16 protein-coding genes are annotated in these 19,763 nt (G+C 37.1%); 15 read left to right on the top strand and 1 reads right to left on the bottom strand.

Annotated features, from left to right (window positions below; genetic code table 11):
- Positions 1-44: 44 nt before the first annotated feature.
- The 5 genes from EO113_RS03795 to EO113_RS03775 all read left to right on the top strand — a co-directional run bounded on the left by EO113_RS03795 (position 45) and on the right by EO113_RS03775 (position 6,176).
- Positions 45-755, top strand: coding sequence for a metal ABC transporter ATP-binding protein (locus EO113_RS03795; RefSeq protein WP_009352919.1), 711 nt, complete (start codon positions 45-47; stop codon positions 753-755).
- Between the two features lies 1 nt (position 756).
- The gene (locus tag EO113_RS03790) at positions 757-1,560 is read left to right on the top strand and encodes a metal ABC transporter permease (RefSeq protein ID WP_009352826.1); all 804 of its coding nucleotides are present in this window, start codon (positions 757-759) and stop codon (positions 1,558-1,560) included.
- 92 nt (positions 1,561-1,652) lie between these two features.
- Positions 1,653-4,259, top strand: coding sequence for a type I restriction-modification system subunit M (locus EO113_RS03785; protein WP_127135593.1), 2,607 nt, complete (start codon positions 1,653-1,655; stop codon positions 4,257-4,259).
- Positions 4,256-5,476 carry a restriction endonuclease subunit S gene (locus EO113_RS03780; RefSeq protein ID WP_127135592.1) on the top strand — a complete coding sequence of 407 codons (1,221 nt, stop codon included), beginning with the start codon at positions 4,256-4,258 and terminating at the stop codon, positions 5,474-5,476. The genes EO113_RS03785 and EO113_RS03780 overlap by 4 nt, the downstream gene beginning before the upstream one ends.
- Before the next feature lie 166 nt (positions 5,477-5,642).
- Positions 5,643-6,176: a restriction endonuclease subunit S gene (locus tag EO113_RS03775; protein WP_127135591.1), complete on the top strand. Its 534-nt coding sequence runs from the start codon at positions 5,643-5,645 to the stop codon at positions 6,174-6,176.
- Between the two features lie 87 nt (positions 6,177-6,263).
- Here EO113_RS03775 and EO113_RS03770 read toward each other — a convergent pair whose 3' ends face one another.
- Positions 6,264-7,187: a site-specific integrase gene (locus EO113_RS03770; protein WP_127135590.1), complete on the bottom strand. Its 924-nt coding sequence runs from the start codon at positions 7,185-7,187 to the stop codon at positions 6,264-6,266.
- A 120-nt stretch (positions 7,188-7,307) separates the two neighbouring features.
- Between EO113_RS03770 and EO113_RS03765 the strand changes: the two genes are divergently transcribed.
- From EO113_RS03765 to EO113_RS03720, 10 genes are all read left to right on the top strand, one after another.
- Complete coding sequence (locus tag EO113_RS03765; protein WP_127135589.1) at positions 7,308-10,391, top strand: type I restriction endonuclease subunit R; 3,084 nt, start codon at positions 7,308-7,310, stop codon at positions 10,389-10,391.
- A gap of 101 nt (positions 10,392-10,492) precedes the next feature.
- A complete protein-coding gene (gene alaS, locus EO113_RS03760) occupies positions 10,493-13,102 on the top strand; it encodes an alanine--tRNA ligase (protein WP_127135588.1) in 2,610 nt (869 codons plus the stop codon).
- 53 nt (positions 13,103-13,155) lie between these two features.
- A complete protein-coding gene (locus tag EO113_RS03755) occupies positions 13,156-13,416 on the top strand; it encodes an IreB family regulatory phosphoprotein (RefSeq protein WP_009352873.1) in 261 nt (86 codons plus the stop codon).
- On the top strand, positions 13,416-13,826 hold the full coding sequence (gene ruvX, locus EO113_RS03750) for a Holliday junction resolvase RuvX (protein ID WP_126939628.1): 411 nt from the start codon (positions 13,416-13,418) through the stop codon (positions 13,824-13,826). The genes EO113_RS03755 and ruvX overlap by 1 nt, the downstream gene beginning before the upstream one ends.
- Positions 13,827-13,836: 10 nt before the next feature.
- Positions 13,837-14,109, top strand: coding sequence for a DUF1292 domain-containing protein (locus EO113_RS03745; RefSeq protein WP_009352989.1), 273 nt, complete (start codon positions 13,837-13,839; stop codon positions 14,107-14,109).
- 233 nt (positions 14,110-14,342) lie between these two features.
- Positions 14,343-15,350 (top strand): endolytic transglycosylase MltG, encoded by a 1,008-nt coding sequence (mltG, locus tag EO113_RS03740; RefSeq protein ID WP_009352937.1) that lies wholly within the window; start codon positions 14,343-14,345, stop codon positions 15,348-15,350.
- A complete protein-coding gene (locus tag EO113_RS03735; protein WP_127135587.1) occupies positions 15,340-15,948 on the top strand; it encodes an O-methyltransferase in 609 nt (202 codons plus the stop codon). The genes mltG and EO113_RS03735 overlap by 11 nt, the downstream gene beginning before the upstream one ends.
- Positions 15,941-17,173: a U32 family peptidase gene (locus tag EO113_RS03730; protein WP_009352930.1), complete on the top strand. Its 1,233-nt coding sequence runs from the start codon at positions 15,941-15,943 to the stop codon at positions 17,171-17,173. The genes EO113_RS03735 and EO113_RS03730 overlap by 8 nt, the downstream gene beginning before the upstream one ends.
- Positions 17,174-17,200: 27 nt before the next feature.
- On the top strand, positions 17,201-17,425 hold the full coding sequence (locus tag EO113_RS03725) for a DUF4911 domain-containing protein (protein WP_127135586.1): 225 nt from the start codon (positions 17,201-17,203) through the stop codon (positions 17,423-17,425).
- A 78-nt stretch (positions 17,426-17,503) separates the two neighbouring features.
- Positions 17,504-19,591, top strand: coding sequence for a DUF4261 domain-containing protein (locus EO113_RS03720; protein WP_127135585.1), 2,088 nt, complete (start codon positions 17,504-17,506; stop codon positions 19,589-19,591).
- The last annotated feature ends 172 nt before the right edge of the window (positions 19,592-19,763 follow it).

Genomic DNA, 19,763 nt, shown 5'->3' with positions numbered 1-19,763 from the left:
CTTTTGCCATATATGCGATAACTAGAAACATAAAGGAGTTAACTATGACGCACGCAGGCATTCACATACAAGATGTACAATTTTCCTATGGATCTCAGACGGTTATCCATAATATGACAATCACTATTCCCAAAGGTGAGTTTGTACTGGTGGTGGGACCTAATGGATCTGGAAAAACCACCTGGCTTCGTATGGTAGCAGGACTATTAGAACCGACAGCTGGACATCTTTGTTTAGACGGCATTAGTCCGAAAGAAGCACAAATGAAAGGACTCATTCACTTAGTGCCACAAATTTATAACAAGAATGCAGCCCAATTTCCAGCTACCGTAGAAGAGGTAGTGGGACTCGCTTTATTTCACGTACCGAAGGAAGATAGAAAAGGACGCATCTTGGATGCTTTGGAATTGGTGGGCATGCAAGATTTTTTGAAACGCCGTATTGGAGAACTCAGCGGTGGTCAACAACAACGTGTCATGTTAGCACAGGCCTTAGCACGGAAACCGAACTATATTTTGCTAGATGAGCCAACCAGTGGTATCGACTTTGAAACAAGCAAAAAAATATACGAAGTGTTGCGATCTTTAAAAGAAGAAAACATCACTGTTATTATGGTCACTCATGATGTGACAGAAGCTATGGAAGTAGCAGATACAATTTTATGTGTGGATGGACATGCTTGTTACTATGGACCTTGTAAAGGCTTTATGGAAAGTCATCAAGGCTCTCGTTTAGCATGGCATTTAGGAGGTTAAGATGGATATTTTATCCTATACATTTATGCAACGTGCCTTTTTAGCGGGCCTCATCGTGGCTCTCATGTGCCCCCTAATTGGTATGTTCATTGTCATTAAACGGCAATCTATGCTCGGTGATGGATTAGGACATATTGCCTTTGCTGGTGTGACGGGGGCATCTTTACTGAAAGTATACCCTCCATTAGGTGCTGTTATATTGACCGTTCTTTCTGCCATGGGCATAGAACTCGTGCGTCGCTACCAAAAACAATACGCAGATATGATAATGGCATTATTCTTTTATGCAGGCTTAGCTCTGGCTATCGTATTTTCTACAATGGTAAAAATGCCTAGCACTGGACTATTGAACTTTTTATTTGGTAGTATCTTGACGGTAACCATGACAGATATTTATGGTATCGGTGTGGTAGCTGTCGTAGTGGGTATTATCATGAAATTTGTGTATCACTCCTTAATGCTTACCTCCTTTGACGAGGAAATTGCTCGCACTGTAGGTATCAATGTGAATCGTGTGAATATGATTTTTGCCATCTTAACAGCCCTTGTAGTTGTCATGGGGATGACCGTAGTAGGGATTCTATTGATCAGTGCGTTGATGATAGTTCCTGTTGCATCTGCTCATTTATGGAAACGGGGCTTCAAAGAAACTTGGGGTATTGCTACCGTCTATTCTGTAATATCCGTCATCGGCGGACTGTGCAGCGCCTTTTGGTTGGACTTTGCACCAGGGGGGACCATTGTGCTGACAGCTATTGGACTCTATGTCATTACGTTTTTGGTAAATTTGTTTAAGTGTAGGTAACAAATATATATAAACTTTACATAAGCAGCCTGTAAGGCTGCTTATATGCTATACTGAATATATACTGAAATAGTTTCGTAAGGAGTATAAAAATGAAAACATCGGAAGAAATAAAGCGTATATTGTGGGAAGGCGCAAATGAATTACGCGGCTCAATGGATGCAAGTAAATATAAAGATTATATGTTAGGGTTAATGTTCTATAAATTTTTAAGTGATAGAACATTAGACTATTTTAGAAAATTTGCAGAATTGGGTGAAGTAGCACAAGAAAAGGTAGTAGAAGAATACACAGCCTGTTTTGAAAATGATGAATATAAAGATATATTTATAGAAAATATCAAAACTACCTTAGGCTATGTAATTCAGCCAAACTGTTTGTACCAAAGTTGGTTACAAAAAATTGAAGATAATACCTTTGAAGTGGATGATGTAAGCAATAGTCTAAGTGAATTTGAAAGATTAATTGTAGGCACAAAAGATGTAAATGACTTTAAAGGGTTATTTGCATCATCAATTATTGACGTAAGCAATACAGCGTTAGGCGAGGATTTAAATAAGCGAAGTAAAAATATTAAGAGTTTAATCTCTTTATTTTCTGATTTAGATATGATTAGCCTACAAAATGGGGATGTATTAGGAGATACTTATGAATACTTAATAGGTATGTTTGCCTCGGATGCAGGAAAAAAAGCAGGCGAGTTCTATACACCAAGACAAGTTAGTGAGGTCATGGCACAAATTGTGGCAAAGTCTACAGAGTTTCATAAATCTAATCCATCTATTTATGACCCTACAGTAGGGTCAGCCTCGTTATTGTTGACGGTTCGTAAACATTTGAATCGTGAGGTGCAAGATGATTTGCACTATTATGGACAGGAATTTAACACTGAGACATACAATTTAACACGTATGAACCTGTTATTACATGGTATTCGTCCTGAAAAAATGACAATCAAAAACGGTAACACCTTAGCACAAGATTGGCCAGAAGATCCTGAAAGACCTAATGAGGGGGTTCAGTTCGATATTGTTGTTATGAATCCACCGTATTCTGATAAAAAATGGAATTCTAGAGAAGATATCCCTTTGAAAGTAAATGACCCTAGATTTGCTGATTTTGGCGTTTTACCACCTAGCTCAAAAGGTGACTTTGCTTATTTAATGCATGGGTTATATCATTTGGGGCAAAAAGGTACGATGGCCATTGTTTTGCCGCATGGGGTATTGTTCAGAGGCGGTACAGAGGCTGAGATTCGTAAGCGGTTAGTAGATAAAAATCAAATAGATGCAATTATTGGACTACCAGGAAATTTATTTACAAATACAGGAATTCCAGTTTGTATTATCATCTTGAAGAAAAATCGCACATTAGGAGAGCCAATACAAATTATCGATGCATCTAAAAACTTTGTAAAAGTAGGGAAGAATAATGTTTTGCAAGAAAAAGATATTGCAAAAATTGTTGATGCCTACGTCTATAAAACTGAGATAGCAGGATATAGTCATGTAACTACTATAGATGAAATTAAAAAGAATGAATATAATCTTAATATTCCAAGATATGTAGAAGATGTGAATAAGGATGTTCCGCAAGATGTAGAAGCTCATTTATATGGAGGGATCCCACATAAAAATCTTGAAGGATTAACATTGTTAAATCAATTAGCAAAAGACACATTAGAAAGTTCTTATAAAGAAATTAGAGATGGTTATATTGATTTTACGAAATCTACAGAAGAAATAAGTCGAGACATTTTTGAAAATAAAAAGGTTCAAGCCTTATTTAATAATTTGCATGATAGCCTACAAGAATATATTCAAAAATGGTGGAAGCAATTATTACATATTAACAGCGATAAAAATTTAATACATGTGAAAGAAACCATGCTTTATGATATGAAAGAGTTACTAAAATGCATAGGTGTTGTAGATCCCTATGAAGGCTATCAAATCATTGCTGAATTATGGAAGGGAACGTTGATGCATGACTTAGAATTTATACTAGAAAAAGGATTCTATGAAGGTGCAAAATTAACTAAGCCTAACATGGTGAAAAAAACAAAGAATAAAAAAACATATATGGCTCAAGAAGGTTGGATAGGAGAAGTGATTCCTAATGTGTTACTATCTGAAAAATTATTTAGCGCTGAAAGAGAACGTTTAACTTCTATTAAATCTCAGATGGATATGAACATAGATATATTAAATGAAGCTATCGATAAAGCCCTAGAGGAAGGAACGTTTGAGTATGACGTACTATATGAATGCCTTGAAAAAGAGGTGTCAGGAGAAGCAAAACGGAAGTTTGTAAAGAAAAACATAACAAGTGAGTTGAAAAACTATGAAAAAAATAGTGAAGAGTATGTATTGCTAAAAGAAACTGAGGCAATATTAAAACAAAAATCATCTATAGATAAAAAATATAAAGAAGCTAAAGTAGAACTAAATATGCTAGTATCTAATAAATTTAGCGAATTAACAAATGAAGAAATTGAACATCTCGTATATTGTAAATGGTTTGATGGTGTAGAAGGAGTATTTACAAAGATATTAAAAAATACGATTCAATCTGAGATAGGTGTTATTACCATGTTAAGAGAACGTTATGAAGATACCTTACATGATATGGATGAAGAAATTGCTCGTCTAGAAGAAAGTTTAGAAACTTTATTACAAGATTTGGTGGTGATAGAATGAGTGATGAAAAAAAACTACCGAAACGTCGTTTTAAAGAGTTTTTAAATACGCCATCTTGGGAACAGCGTAAGTTGGGGGAAGTAGCCAAAGTAGAAATGGATAAAAGAATATATAAAGAGCAAACTACTGCGGAAGGAGAGATACCGTTTTACAAGATTGGTACTTTCGGTGGAAAAGCCGATTCTTATATTTCAGAAGAATTGTATAATGAATATACTCAAAAGTATTCACATCCAAAAGAGGGAGATATACTGATCTCTGCATCTGGAAGTATTGGAAGAACTGTGGTCTATCATGGAGAAAAGGCATATTTCCAAGATTCCAATATAGTATGGTTAAATCACAAAGGAGCTTTAGATAATGGATTCTTACTACAGTTTTATAGTAGAGTTCAGTGGGCTGGATTAGAGGGTAGCACAATAAAACGGCTTTATAATAAGAATATACTAGAAACTGAAATCAATGTTCCCAATATAGAAGAGCAAAAAAATATTGGAAAGTTTTTTACTCAGGTTGACAACCTCATCACCCTTCATCAGCGTAAGTTAAATAAATTAGAAAACTTGAAAAAAGCGTATCTAGAAGAATTATTTCCTGATGGAAAGCAGTGTAAGCCTAAAAGACGATTTAAAGAATTTAAAGAAGATTGGGAACAGCGTAAGTTGGGGCAATGCTCAGTTATAATTACAGGGGGGACTCCTAGCACAAGAATATTGGAATATTGGAGTCCTAAAGAGATACCATGGATGTCATCTGGCGAAATCAATAAAAAAAGGATTTCTAAAACAGATGATAAGATCTCTAAATTGGGATTAGAACAATCTAGTGCAAGATGGGTCAAGAAGAACTCAATTTTAATTGCATTAGCGGGTCAAGGAAAAACTAGAGGGACAGTTGCTATTAATGGAATAGATTTGACAACAAATCAATCAATAGCGGCTATAGAGTTAGATAGTGTATTCAATACGGAGTTTGTATTTCAAAACCTTGATAGTCGATATGATGAATTACGAAAAGAGTCATCAGGTGATGGGACAAGAGGCGGATTGAATAAAAAAATAATATCTGACTTGTATATTCCCTATACTGAGTATAAAGAACAAGATAGTATAGGAGACTTTTTTAAAAAGCTTGACAACCTCATCACCCTTCATCAGCGTAAGTTAAATAAATTGAAAAATTTGAAAGAAGCATATTTAGGGGAATTATTTGTGTAAGGTCAGCATAAGGATGAATATTTATTTTATGCATATTTTATAATAAAAAGAGTTACATTTATAAAAATTCCTCATCTTGGTGAAAAGTAATATAAACTCTTACTATTCTTTATGATAAATAATAAACGCAATTCTTATGGTAGATGATAAATATATGTAGTTATTTATTAGAAAGAAAAATGCTTGGGAACAGCGTAAGTTGGGGGAAGTAGCTACATTCTCGAAAGGTAATGGCTATTCTAAATCAGATCTAGTATCAGATGGACAACCAATTATTCTATATGGTCGTCTTTATACAAATTATGAAACTACTATAAATAAAGTAGATACATTTGTTGAACTAAAAGATAATTCTGTTATTAGTCAAGGTGGTGAAGTAATAGTTCCAGCATCCGGTGAGACTGCAGAAGATATTTCTCGTGCTGCGGTCATTGAAAATCAGGGAATTATTATTGGTGGTGATTTAAATGTAATAAGGGTTAAGGAATTATTAAATCCAACATTTTTAGCATTAACAATCTCAAATGGAGAACAGCAAAAAGAATTGAGTAAAAGAGCTCAAGGAAAGTCAGTAGTTCATTTGCATAATTCCGATTTACAGGAAGTCAACTTAGTATTTCCGACGCTTAATGAACAAAAAGAGATTTCTAGTTTTTTTGAGAAATTAGACGATGCCATCACCCTTCATCAGCATAAGTGAAGACTTTGATAATGAAATATAGTGGCATATATAGTATGTATGATGACTACCTTAGTTAGATAAAGAAATCTCTAGGCCAGTGATAATCTAGGTTAAACTTGATAGAGAACGCATTACAATATCGATATCTCTATTTTCTAGTTCTTGGATGATGTGTAAATACGTTTTTTGTGTTGTATTAATGCTGGCATGACCTAATCTTCTAGCAACGCTTGCGATGGAAACTCCTGCAAATAAGAGAAGTGATGCATGTGTGTGTCGTAACCCGTGAATAGAAATGATAGGAAGTTCCAATTGTTTGCAGTGTCGAGCAAGGATATCATTGACGGTTGAATTAAATACTCGTCCATGAACAAAAATAGGTTTATCAGTTGGTAACCCCTTAATTAATTCAGAGAATTGCATAATGGTATACCAATCTAATTGGACTTTTCTAACGGATGATGCATTTTTTGTTGGTTGAAAGCCAGTATTTTCTTTGTAATCCCAAGTTTTATTAATGTGAAGGGTTTGGTGTGAAAAGTCAAAGTCTTCTGGCGTAATACCTAGTGCTTCTGAAAATCGAATCCCAGTTTTCGCAATTAATAAAATAAGCCAGTCCCAATTTAATGAATCTTCGAGATTGAGGTTTGATAATAAAGTATGTAATTCGAATTGATTTAGATATTTGATTTTTTTAGGACGAGGTGTTTTACCTTTGATAATTGCTTTTCTTGTAGGGTCACGATCAATGTAGCCATCGTCAACGGCATCAAGAATAGCAGCTTTCAGTTGATGATGAAAGTCCATCGTTGTTTGGCGTTCATGAGATTGAGCAAATGCATTTAATAATTGTTGATAGGCAGTACGTGTCATCTCACAAACTTGTAATGTTGGAATTAAAGTGCGCAACCAATATAATGTAATGTGATATTTTTTTAAAGTTACTTCTCGAATGGCTCCTTCTTTATATGTGATAATCCATTTTTCGTAATAATCACAAAAAAGTTCTTCTTTATGGTGAGTAATCATAATAACTCCTTTTAGAAAAGTGGCCTAGAGATATATTTATTCTATAATATGAAGTTAAATAGGTATAATTTGTTATTGTTATGATTGAAAGTATAAATGTATGTTAACAGGGAGATAATTATGGCTCGAAGAGAAAAAAGTTGTTCGGAAAGGGTGTTCCAAGAAAATTTTGTGAAGCGGATGGAACAGTACAAGTGGGAAGCGCCAGAAGAATTAAATGGTAATAAAAGAAGAGTGACGGTGGATGATTTAATTAATAATTGGAGACAAGAGTTAAATCGCCTTAATGCAGATAAATTAGAGGGTGTTCCTTTAACAGATAACGAGTTCAAACAAGTGATGACGAGGGTTAATCAAATCTCTAATAGTTTTGAAGCAGCAAAACTGCTTTCTGCAGAAGCGGGAAAAGGGAAAATAGATGGGATTATACGTGATGCAAGTGATAGACCAGGAACCCATAAAATAACGTTGACAATCTTTAAAAAAGAAGAGGTTAGTGGCGGTGATTCTAGTTACAAAATTGCTAGAGAAGTATGGGGACATACAGAAGACCATCGATTTGATATAGTTCTACTCATCAATGGATTGCCATTAATCAATATTGAACAAAAACGAAGTGATCAATCTATAGAAGAAGCATTCTATCAATTTCAAAGATATTATGCAAAGAATGAATTTGTAAATAATTTTATGGCATTTTCTCAAATGATGATTGTTATGAGTGAAGTGAATACGCAGTATTTTGCCACACCAAAATCGGTAGATGCATTTAATCTAAGCTTTCTGTTTAATTGGTCATATGATGGAAAAAGCGCATATGGCAAGTGCAATGAAAAAATGACTTCATGGGAAGATATTGTAGATAACTTTTTGATGATTCCCATGGCTCATCAAATGGTGGGAGATTTTGTTATTATTGATAATGCAAAATTAGCAGAAGATCAACGACATATGTTGATGAGACCTTATCAAGTCTATGCATTACAAGCTATTAGGAAGGTTGCTATTGATAAAGCTAATGGGAAATATAAAGGTAATGGTGGCTATATATGGCATACCACTGGTTCTGGTAAAACAGTAACAGCATTCAAAACTGCACAGTTTTTATCAACCCAATCTGGGTATGATAAAGTTATATTTTTAGTGGATAGGAAAGAGCTAGATACTCGGACGATAGATCGTTTTAAGGCCTTTGCTATGTATGAAGGAATCAATGTAGATGAAACACAGCATAGCGATGACATAAAAAAATTATTAGAGTCAAAATTAAGTAAAATCATCGTTACCACAATCTTTAAGCTACACAACCTAATAAAATTATTGCAAGAGAATCAAGATAATTCCTTGGGGGATAAACATTTTGTATTTATTGTTGATGAAGCCCATCGAACAACTATGGGAGATATGATGGGTAGCATAATGAGCTATTTTAAGAAAAATAGTTTGTTTTTTGGCTTTACGGGAACACCTCTGTTTGATGAAAGTAAGGTACTTGGTAAAATAGGTGATAATAATAAAAGAATACGAACAACAGAGCACTTATTTGGACCTTGTTTACATGAATATACTATAGATGAAGCTATTGCAGACAATAATGTGTTGGGCTTTCACGTAGAATATATTAATACTGGGGAGTTTAAAACTTATGATTCTTTAAGGGAAAAGGTCCTTGAAGAGATACTATTGGAATCGGAAGAATTCTCTCATGAAAAAATAAAACAATTGGTTAACAACTGGGATGAACTAAAAGTTGAAACTGAGGCTAAAGATAGAAAAATTTTGATTTATCAAGATGAAATGCATATTCCTCGTGTTGTATCTGATATCATACAAAACTGGAAAAAGCAGTCACATGAAAAACTATTTAATGCTATCTTAACTGTAGCAGAGAAAAAGCGCGCCATTGCCTATTATTTAGAGTTTAAAAAACAATTACAGGAAAAGAATGCTGAATTAAATATAGCAGTTACTTTTAGTCCTGCAAAAGAAAATCAAAAGGAGTTTTTAGAAGAGCAAGAGTTCATCGCTAAAGCTTATGAAGATTATGCAACTTTTGCTGGAATTAGTTTTAATATAAATGATGCGAGTTACGATGAATCAGTCTATTATGATGATCTCACAGAACGAGGGACTAGAGGAGGTAGCGGTAGAAATCCTAAAAACATTGATTTAATTATTGTAGCGGAACGATTGCTGACTGGGTATGACTCGAAGTATTTAAATACTTTATATGTAGATAGAGAATTAGAGTTACAGAAGTTAATTCAAGCTTATTCCAGAACGAATAGAATCTATGGAGAATACAAAGATTTTGGTAGTGTAATTAACTTTAAGTTTCCTCGAATCTCGGAATATAATGTGAATGAGGCTTTAAAGTTATATGGTAGTGGTGGTGAAAGTAGTTCTGTGATTATGCCCTATTATGATGAGGCCGTGCGACAATTACATACAGCTATGATAGCCTTGAAAACAGTGCTAAAAGACCCTACACGATGGGGTGCGCTCTGTAATGATGATAGGCTGAAGGGAACTTTCAAAGTAGCCTATAAGAATGCTAGAAAACAACTGAGGTTTGTTAAGCAATATTATGCCTATGAATGGAATTCAGAAGCCTTCGGAATTAGTGAAGAGAGTTGGAAGCGGTATGTTGGTGCTTATAAAAATTTATTCCCTAGTGACCATGATGAGGATGAGGAAGTTCCTATCAGACCATTAGAAGGAGAGAGTACTATAGTAGGAGTACAAGATATTGATGCATCGTATATCTTAAGCCTTATTAAGAAGACAGTTGATGGGGGAATACCAGATATAATTGAGGCAAAAATAGAAGAATTTAGTAATTTGGGACATTATGAAGAAGCTAAGTTATTGCGAGAATTTATATATACAGAATACCAAAAGTATAGTCAATTAAGTTCCCAAGAAAAGTTAGATGCCTTTTATGCATGGAAAGACCAAAAACGGGATATGGAGATACATGACTATGCGATGAAGCATGGAGTAAATTTTGTGGTCTTAAAAAAGGTGTATGATAAATATTCTTTAAAAGAGCCTAAAATTATTCCGAATAAGGAAGAACTGGATAACGCTATTAACTTTGAGCGTGCAATAGAACCTTTCGGACGGAAAGCTTACGTTCATAAACTTAACTTTAATCAAAATCTAGGTATGTGGCTTAGGGAGATGAAACAACGATATAACTAATATAGCAATAGTGTGTATACGTCAATGACCTCACCTAAATGCATACTTTCATCAAAATCTGTGGTATAATAAAGGCAATAGACAATTTTAGGAGGGAAACCATGACAGGAAATGAATTACGCCAAGCGTATTTGAATTTTTTTGAAAGTAAAGGACATTTAAAGCAAGAGAGTTATTCTCTTGTTCCAGATAACGACCCATCTTTGTTATTAATCGGTGCTGGTATGGCGCCTTTGAAACCATTTTTTACAGGTAAATTAGTACCACCTTGCACACGAATTACGACAAGCCAAAAGTCAATTCGTACAGGGGATATTGAAAACGTAGGACGTACAGCACGTCACCATACATTCTTTGAAATGTTGGGAAACTTCTCTTTTGGTGATTATTTCAAAAAAGAAGCCATCCATTGGGCATGGGAATTCTTAACAGAAGTCATCAAATTAGATAAAGAAAAATTATATGTCACTGTATATCCGGATGATCAAGAAGCGTATGACACTTGGCATAATGAAATTGGCTTACCAGAAGACCATATCAGTCGTTTGGAAGATAATTTCTGGGAAATTGGCGAAGGTCCATGTGGTCCAGATAGTGAAATATTCTACGACTTAGGACCGGAACGTGGTTGCGACGATCCAAACTGTGCGCCAGGTTGTGATTGTGATCGTTTCCTTGAAATTTGGAACCTTGTGTTCACGCAATTTAACCGTACCGCAGAAGGTACGTACGAACCATTGGCTAAGAAAAACATCGATACTGGCGCTGGTTTAGAGCGTTTGGCATCTGTACTACAAAATAAAGAAAGCAACTTTGAAACAGATTTGATTTTCCCAATCATTGAGGCTACAGCGAAAAAAGCAGGTGTTACGTATCATACAGATGCGAATACAGATGTTTCTTTGAAAGTTATTGCCGACCATATTCGTGCTATTGTGGCATTGATTGCAGATGGTGTATTACCATCTAATGAAGGCCGTGGCTATGTGCTTCGCCGTATATTGCGCCGTGCTGTTCGTCATGGTCGTCTATTAGGTATTCAAGGACCATTTTTGGTACCATTAGTAGATATCGTTGTAGATATCTTGGGCGGAGCTATCACGAATATCGTGGAGAAACAAGACTTCGTAAAACGAGTGGTGGCGAACGAAGAAGAACGTTTTAACCAAACATTGGCATCTGGCCTAGACATGTTGAGCCAATTATTGGATACATTGAAAGCTGAGGGTGCTACGACAGTACCAGGTCAAGACGTATTCAAATTGTATGATACTTACGGATTCCCTTGGGAATTGACAGAAGAAATCGCTTCTGAAGCTGGTTTCACTATCGACCAAGCTGGTTTTGAAAGTGCTATGAATGAACAACGTACTCGTGCTCGTGAAGCTCGTGAAGACGTAGACGCAAAAGTAGCTACTCCAGATATTACCCATTTATCTGGTGAACATATTTCTGACGATGAAAGTGCCACAGCATCCACAGTATTATTAATCGGTGAAGGGGCAAAAGCCATTGAACGTGCTGAAGATGGACAGGATGTAACTATTATCGTAAAAACGACTCCATTCCACGCAGAAGGAGGCGGACAATTAGGTGACACTGGTTTCATCGTAGGCCCATTGGGTAAAGTAGAAGTACATACGGCTAAGAAATTACCAGAAGGCACTACCTACCATGTAGGTACAGTGGTAGAAGGTAGCATTTCTGTGAATGATGAAGTCACTTTTGAAGTAGATGTAGAACGTCGTCAACATATGGCTCGTAACCATACAGCAACGCATTTATTGCATGCTGCATTGCGCTCCGTATTGGGCACGCATGTTAACCAAGCAGGTTCCTTAGTAACGCCTGATTACTTGCGCTTTGACTTTACACATTTCTCTCCAGTAACAGCAGAAGAATTACAAACTATTACGAACATGGTAAATGAACAAATTCTTCGTGCTTCCACATTGGAAGTAGAAACTATGTCCATTGATGCGGCAAAAGCGAAAGGCGCTATGGCGTTGTTCGGTGAAAAATATGGTTCCGAAGTACGAGTTGTATCTGTGCCAGAATTCTCCATCGAATTGTGTGGCGGTTCTCACGTAGAAAATACTGGTTTCATCGGTCAATTCCGTATCACTTCCGAAGGTGGTATTGGTTCTGGCGTACGCCGTATCGAAGCGGTGACAGGTAAAGCAGCACTTGTGTTAGCACAACAAGAAGAACAAACGTTAAAAGCAGTAGCTTCTCTTGTGAAAGGAAAACCACAAGAAGTAGTAGGTAAAGTACAACAAGTATTAGACCATGCAAAAGCTGTAGAACGTGAGCTAGATCAAGTGAAAAAAGAATTGAACAGCGGTAACCTTGATGGTGTCTTAGCAGGTCAATTTACAGTAGGTGATGTAACAGCAGTAGTAGCCTCCGTACCAGTATCTGATATGGGCGAATTGCGTGACATGGCGGATATGGTTCGTGATAAAATTGGCTCTGGCGTAGTATTATTAGGTGCAGCTGGTGGCGATAAAGTGAATTTCGTTTGCATGGCTACAAAGGACGTAGTTGGCAAAGGTATCCACTGCGGTAACATCGTAAAAGCAGCGGCTCAAGCAGCTGGTGGTAATGGCGGTGGTCGTCCAGATATGGCACAAGCTGGTGGTAAAGATCCAGCAGCGATGGACCAAGCCTTAGCAGCAGGTAAAGAGGCAATCCAATCCATGGTTGGATAAGTTTACTCATAGATGAGATTTTCACTAGAAAACTCATGATAAGGAGGGATTATATGAATCTTTCAGATAAAACAATGGTGATTAAACCGGTACAAACAACACCGTTGACACCAGAAGAAGTATTCCAACATGTGTTCCAAGCCTTGGCGGAAAAAGGGTATAACCCAATTAGTCAAATCACAGGATATCTCATTTCTGGAGATCCAACGTATATTACAAGTTATAATAATGCTCGTAGTGATATTCGTAGCATTGAACGAGATGAGCTTATTGAAGAACTTGTGAAAGAATATGTGAAAGCGAAACAATTATAATGCGAATTATGGCACTAGATGTGGGAAGTCGGACCATAGGCGTAGCATGCAGTGATGCGCTGTATATTACAGCGCAAGGCATCGAAACTATTCGCCGCACATCTCATGAAAAAGACTTTCAGCGCATTGCGGAGTTAATCCGTGAATATGAGGTAGACACTATTGTGGTAGGCATGCCAAAAAATATGAATGGCACCAAAGGAGAACGGGCTGAAAAAACGGAAGCCTTTGTGGAAAAGATGCAAGAAGTCATCTCCACGCCAGTTGTATTTTGGGATGAACGTCTATCTACAGTGATGGCAGAAAAATCTTTAATTGCTGCTGATGTAAGTCGTAAAAAACGGAAAGAAGTCATTGATAAAATGGCAGCAGTTGTCATTTTACAAGGCTATTTAGATAGTCGTTCATAAGGAGGTTACCATGATCGAACAAGGTTATGAAGGTGAAGTATCTGTGATTGTCATTGAAGACGAAAATGGAGAAGAAATGTATTATGAAGAAGAAATGCTAATTCAACATGATGGAAAAGCATTTGCGATTTTAGTATCTCTTCCTCCAGAAGAAGACACTGAACATGATGAACCAGAAGTGATTATTGCGCGTATTGATGAAGAAGAAGGAGAACAAGTTTACGTAGCTCCTACTGATGAAGAATTCGATGCAGTCATTAAATTATACGAAGAAATGGACTAATCGTTAGTCAAGGCTGTAACAGACTGTCGAAAGACAGTATGGTTACAGCCTTTTCTGTATAAGAGAAGATGGATTACATACATGCTAGGTAAAAAAGTATTGTACCTAAAGGCGTTACGATATATGGTCTAGGTGAGTGTATCGATGATAGATTGACCTATACTATATAGAAAAATTGCTATATATACTGCTAAAATGGTATAATATAGTATTCGTTGAAAAAGGAGTGTGCTATGAAACAATATGCAAACTATATCTATAGATGTGTAGCAATTCTAATCGTAATTTTGCTTGGAATCTTAGCAGGTATATATTATATTCCTTGGACTGGTGGTTCAAAGGAAGATGTAGAAACAGTTGTTATCAGTGAGAATCAAACTGGTGCACAGATTGGGGATGTACTCTATGAAAGAGGACTGATTACGTCACCTGCTGTGTTCCGTGGTGCTCTACGCTTAACGGGAACCATGGATAAGTTACAACATGGATACTATCAGATTCCACACCATTCTAGTTTAAGTGAGATTATTGGCTTGCTCCAACAAGGTAGATTACAAACGGTGAAACTTACCATTCCAGAAGGATTTACCATTGGTGAAATTGGTAAGCGCATTGAAGAGCAAGGCATCGATACTCAGTATGCATTCATGGAAAAAGGAAAGACCTATACACCTTATGAGTATATGGTGGGAACGAAGCCTGTTACCTATCGAGTGGAAGGATTTCTATTCCCTAGCACCTATGAAATTCCTGTAGGTAGCAAAGCAGAAGATGTGATGGCCATCATGGCGGACGAAATGAATCGCCAATTAACACCAAAAATGCGCCAAGATATTGAAGCGCAAGGAATGACCATATTTGAATTTATTACCTTAGCATCCTTGGTGGAAAAAGAAGCGAAGTTTGATGAAGATAGACCAATCATTGCCGCAGTTTTTCGTCAACGCTTAAAAACTGGTATGCCCTTAGAATCATGCGCTAGTATTCAATATATTTTGGGGTATCCTAAGCCCTTGATTAGTATTGAGGATACAAAATTGGAAAGTCCGTACAATACATACCTTCATAAAGGATTACCACCAGGACCTATTGCAAACCCAGGCATCAAATCTATGGAGGCAGTTTTGTATGCGCCACCAACTGAGTATTTATTCTTTGTGGCTGACAAAGAAGGACATCATCATTTTACAAAAACTTATGATGAACATTTGAAAATAGTGGATCAAATTTATGAAAATTAAAGATATTTTAAATGAACAACGTATTTATGCGCTTTTGCATGATGTGCCAATTTTACGAGAGTCAGAAGTAGAACTCTTTGAAGACTTAATCAGTTTATATAAACCAAAGCGAGTCTTAGAAGTGGGCACTGCTATTGGATACTCTTCGCTGTTACTGGCAAAGCATATGGACAAAGAGGGACAGCTTATCACTATGGAATTAGATGATGTACGCCATGGGATGGCTAGCCATTTCATTTCGCAATCAGACTATGCAGAGAAAATCACTCTATTAAAAGGAGATGCTACAGAATTGCTCGAAGGCCTAGAAGGTCCCTTTGATTTAGTGTTTTTAGATGGCCCTAAAGGTCAGTACTTAAAACAGTTGGAACTTATTGAACCCCAATTAGCAGAAAGGGCTGTGGTATTAGCGGATAATGTCTTATTCCGTGGTTATGTGCGGGGAGATAAAGAACCACCTCGTCGCTTTAAAACAATTGTGAAACGCTTGCAAGCGTATTTAACCTATGTAGAACAAAAAGAATATTATAATACTACTATCTACCCTATGGGAGATGGTATGAGTGTAAGTATATGGAAAGGAAAGATTCATGACTAAACGACATATGGAATTACTAGCTCCTGCTGGTAATATGGATAAATTAAAAATGGCTATCCGCTATGGTGCAGATGCCGTATATTGTGCAGGCCGTGCCTTTGGCTTACGCGCAGCTAGCTCTAACTTTGACAATGATCAATTGAAAGAGGCTGTAGAATTTGTACACAGCCATGGTAAAAAAATCTATGTCACTTGTAACATTATTCCGCATAATGAAGATTTAACTGGCTTAGAAGAGTATTTACAATTTTTGGAAAGTATCAAGGTTGATGCAATTATCGTAGCGGACTTGGGTATTTTCTTGTTGGCAAAGCGTGTGGCTCCAGGCTTAGAATTGCATGTGAGTACACAAGCAAATACCACGAACTATTTGACTACAGAGTTCTGGAAAGAACAAGGGGCTGCTCGTGTAGTAGTAGCTCGTGAAGTCAGCATTGAAGATATCAAAACCATGCGTGAGAAAGCAGATGTAGAAATTGAAGCCTTCGTACATGGAGCTATGTGTATTTCCTACTCTGGTCGTTGTTTGTTGAGTAATTACATGACAAATCGTGATGCAAATCGTGGGGCTTGCACGCAGGCATGCCGTTGGAAATATAATTTAGTAGAAGAAAACCGCCCTGGCGAATACTATCCAATTGAAGAAGATGAACATGGTACATATATCTTTAACTCTAAAGATCTATGTCTATTAAAATATATCCCTGAGCTCTATAAAGCGGGTGTAGATAGTTTAAAAATTGAAGGTCGCATGAAGTCTGTACACTATGCAGCTACTGTATCCAAAGTATACCGTGAAGCCATCGATAAATTCCTAGAAGAAGGAGATGACTGGTATGTACGTGATGAATGGTATGCAGAATTAGAAAAAATCTCTCACCGTCCATACACAGAGGCCTTCGCCATGGAAAAACCAGGGGAAGAAGCGCAAAACTATGGTAAATCTTCCAATACACAAACCCATGATTTCATTGGATTAGTAGAAGGATACAATGCAGAAGAAGGCTATGCCTACATGGAACAACGTAACAACTTTAAAGTAGGGGAAGAAGTAGAGTTTTGCCAACCTCATGGACCATTGGTAAAACATGTGATTACACGTATCACTGATGAAGATGGCAATGACATTGATGTGGCAAAACATGCACAAATGAAATTGCGTTTGTACATCGATACGCCATTGGAGGAATATTCCATGATGCGTCGTGAAACGAAACAAAAATAATTCCTTACGACATAGGGGAGGACCAAGATGCAAGAACAAGAGATTGTGTATGATCCAGAGTATGTGTACTTTCAAATTGACCGGACATATACAAATTATGTGAATCGGATTTTAGAAGGCTATGAATACGTAGGGGTCATGACAACGGTGAATGCGGAAGGATTGTGTATGGTTCGTACTACAGAATCAACACGTGAATTGGCAAAAGAAATTTTACAATCCCTGCCGATTTCTGTGACTCTCTTGGAGTGAGTGAATTGTAACAGAGAGACACCACATGAGTTGTACTGGTAGTAAGTATTGGTGATTGAAAGTGGAGATCTAAGAGATATGACAGCAGACAATAAGAAACGGATGCAATATGAACTATATATTCCAGCTCAATTTGATGAATCTTGTCGAGGTTCTTTAGAAATATTGATAGAACATAAGTTGGCGGATGTAGGAGAGGTTCATGAGGGGGAATCGGTATATAAAGAGAATGGTGAGATTGACCATTGTGTAGTTCGGTTTTCTATGGATGAAGGTTCTGAGTTAGTAGAGGAAATGCTTATCTCCTTGGATGAATTAGGGATTCCTTATGGTGCCAAGTTGTATCAAAATGGAAAGGTCATTGCAGAATTAGGCAATTTGCATCATGTACATGTGATGCTGGATGCTTCCTTAGGGGATACAAAAAAATTCAAACGATTGGATGCTAAAATTACAGCGGCATTGGAAGAAAATAGTATTGTAAGTACAACATGTATCGATATTCCTAAGGGAATGGCAAGATTTGTGTATTATGTAGCAGATAAAGAGTTAGCGGTGGAAGTGATCAAAACCTATCTTCGTAGGAGTGACTTAGGGGTAGGTGCAACCATTGATGTCATCGATTCAGGGTTGACCATTCATGAACGGTATATGTCAGATATATCTCGCGTGTATCGTGGGTTAGTTCCCGATGTATGGAACGTCATTCAAGGTGAATGGAAAGGGATATCACCGCAAGAATGGATGCACCTATTAAAGCGATATCCTAAGACACCAGAAGGGCTTAGTTTCTTGCTGAATGTGGAAAATGGAACATACCAAAAAGAATATACTTCTTTGCATGTAACATTTCCATTATTTATCCATGATAATAAACAATTTTATTTATTGTCGGCTCGTCAAATGTTAACATTTGATCGGGAGGGATTGAGTACAAGAAAACTAGATATTCAGGGTCCTACGGATAGACCATCACAAGTGCGTGCTACCCCTGCTAGCTGGGATTTATGCTTGTTTGCGGCGACTGGTGAAGGGGAAAGTGCATCCAGGTTATACCTTGACTTTAACCCAACCAAATCTGGTACAGTAGGACAAGTATTATACTTTGACGGTGAAACGAAAACGTTGACATTGCTAGGGCCATCTTTTAGTAATGTATTGTTATTGCTAATGAAAGAAGCTTCTAATGGATCTGGAGATTATCTGATTCAATCTATTATGGAAAAAACTATGAGTTTGGATGTAGATACCATGGATGTACAAAGTGCGGAAAACCAACTCTTGTTTGAAGCTATGCGGAATTTATCTGAAAGGATCTTAGATAGTATAGGCGATATGGGACCTATGATAGGTAAACGTGGTTTCATGGGGATGGTCTTGCTGGAAGATACAGCATTTGATGTGAATCGATTTAAGAAGGACTTGCTAGCAAGATGGGATATTGATTCGATTACCAGTCCAGAAGGGATGAAAGTTCGAGCTGCTATTGCGACAGTGGATGTGGATTCAGTAGAAGAAGATGACATGGAAGAAGCTCATTTCTTAGTGATTGATGGCTATAAAGTAGTAGTTGCCCCATTCTCCTTTCCTATGCCACTACAGGCGGTAGAACAAGGTGGCATGAGAAATTACCTTTGGGAATCTGCTGTAGAGGTAGGAAGACGACATACGTACCATGTGGCGATCAGTATTGTAGAAGGTCCTGGTAATCCTTTGGAAGAAGGTATGTTGCTAGCCAAGCTACTTTCAGTGGCTACAGAGCAAGAGGGAGCTAGTGCGGTGTACACGAATGGCGTGCTATATGAAGCTGACAAATTTCATGAAGAAACGGAAACCTTGCGAGATGATATGTTGCCTATGGCGAATATAATATGGGTAGATATGGATTTTGAAGAGGATGGCACTATCTCCTTATCTACGAGCGGTATGGAACTGTTCAACCAATTAAATGTGGAGTTACTTCATTGTCCATGGGATCCAGAGAAAGCTTGGAACTATATCCTAAGTGTGGCGGATTATATCTTGACATCTGATAAGCAGGTAAAAGATGGAGATTCTGTTGGTAGAACAAATGAGGAGCAACTAACGGTACATATTAAGGACTCTGTCCATGCGGATGGAAAACAAAGCATACAAATTTTCTTTACTGAAAGTGAAAAAGAATAAATGCAAGAGAAACGGGGCGCTGGAATACTAACGCAGCCGTTTCTCTTAGTTATATATGGAATCTTGGTACAGTGAGTAGGGAGTGCCGTGTTCCATTTTCGCTTGCCATGTACGGTTAGAAAAAAGTTAAATAAATTATAAAAAAATACTTGCATAGATGTGATGGATATGA

The sequence above is a fragment of the Veillonella sp. 3913 genome (assembly GCF_003992235.1).
Classification (GTDB): Bacteria; Bacillota; Negativicutes; order Veillonellales; family Veillonellaceae; genus F0422.
The sequence above is the reverse complement of the archived record's forward strand: the minus strand, read 5'-3'. Positions and strand labels throughout refer to the sequence as shown.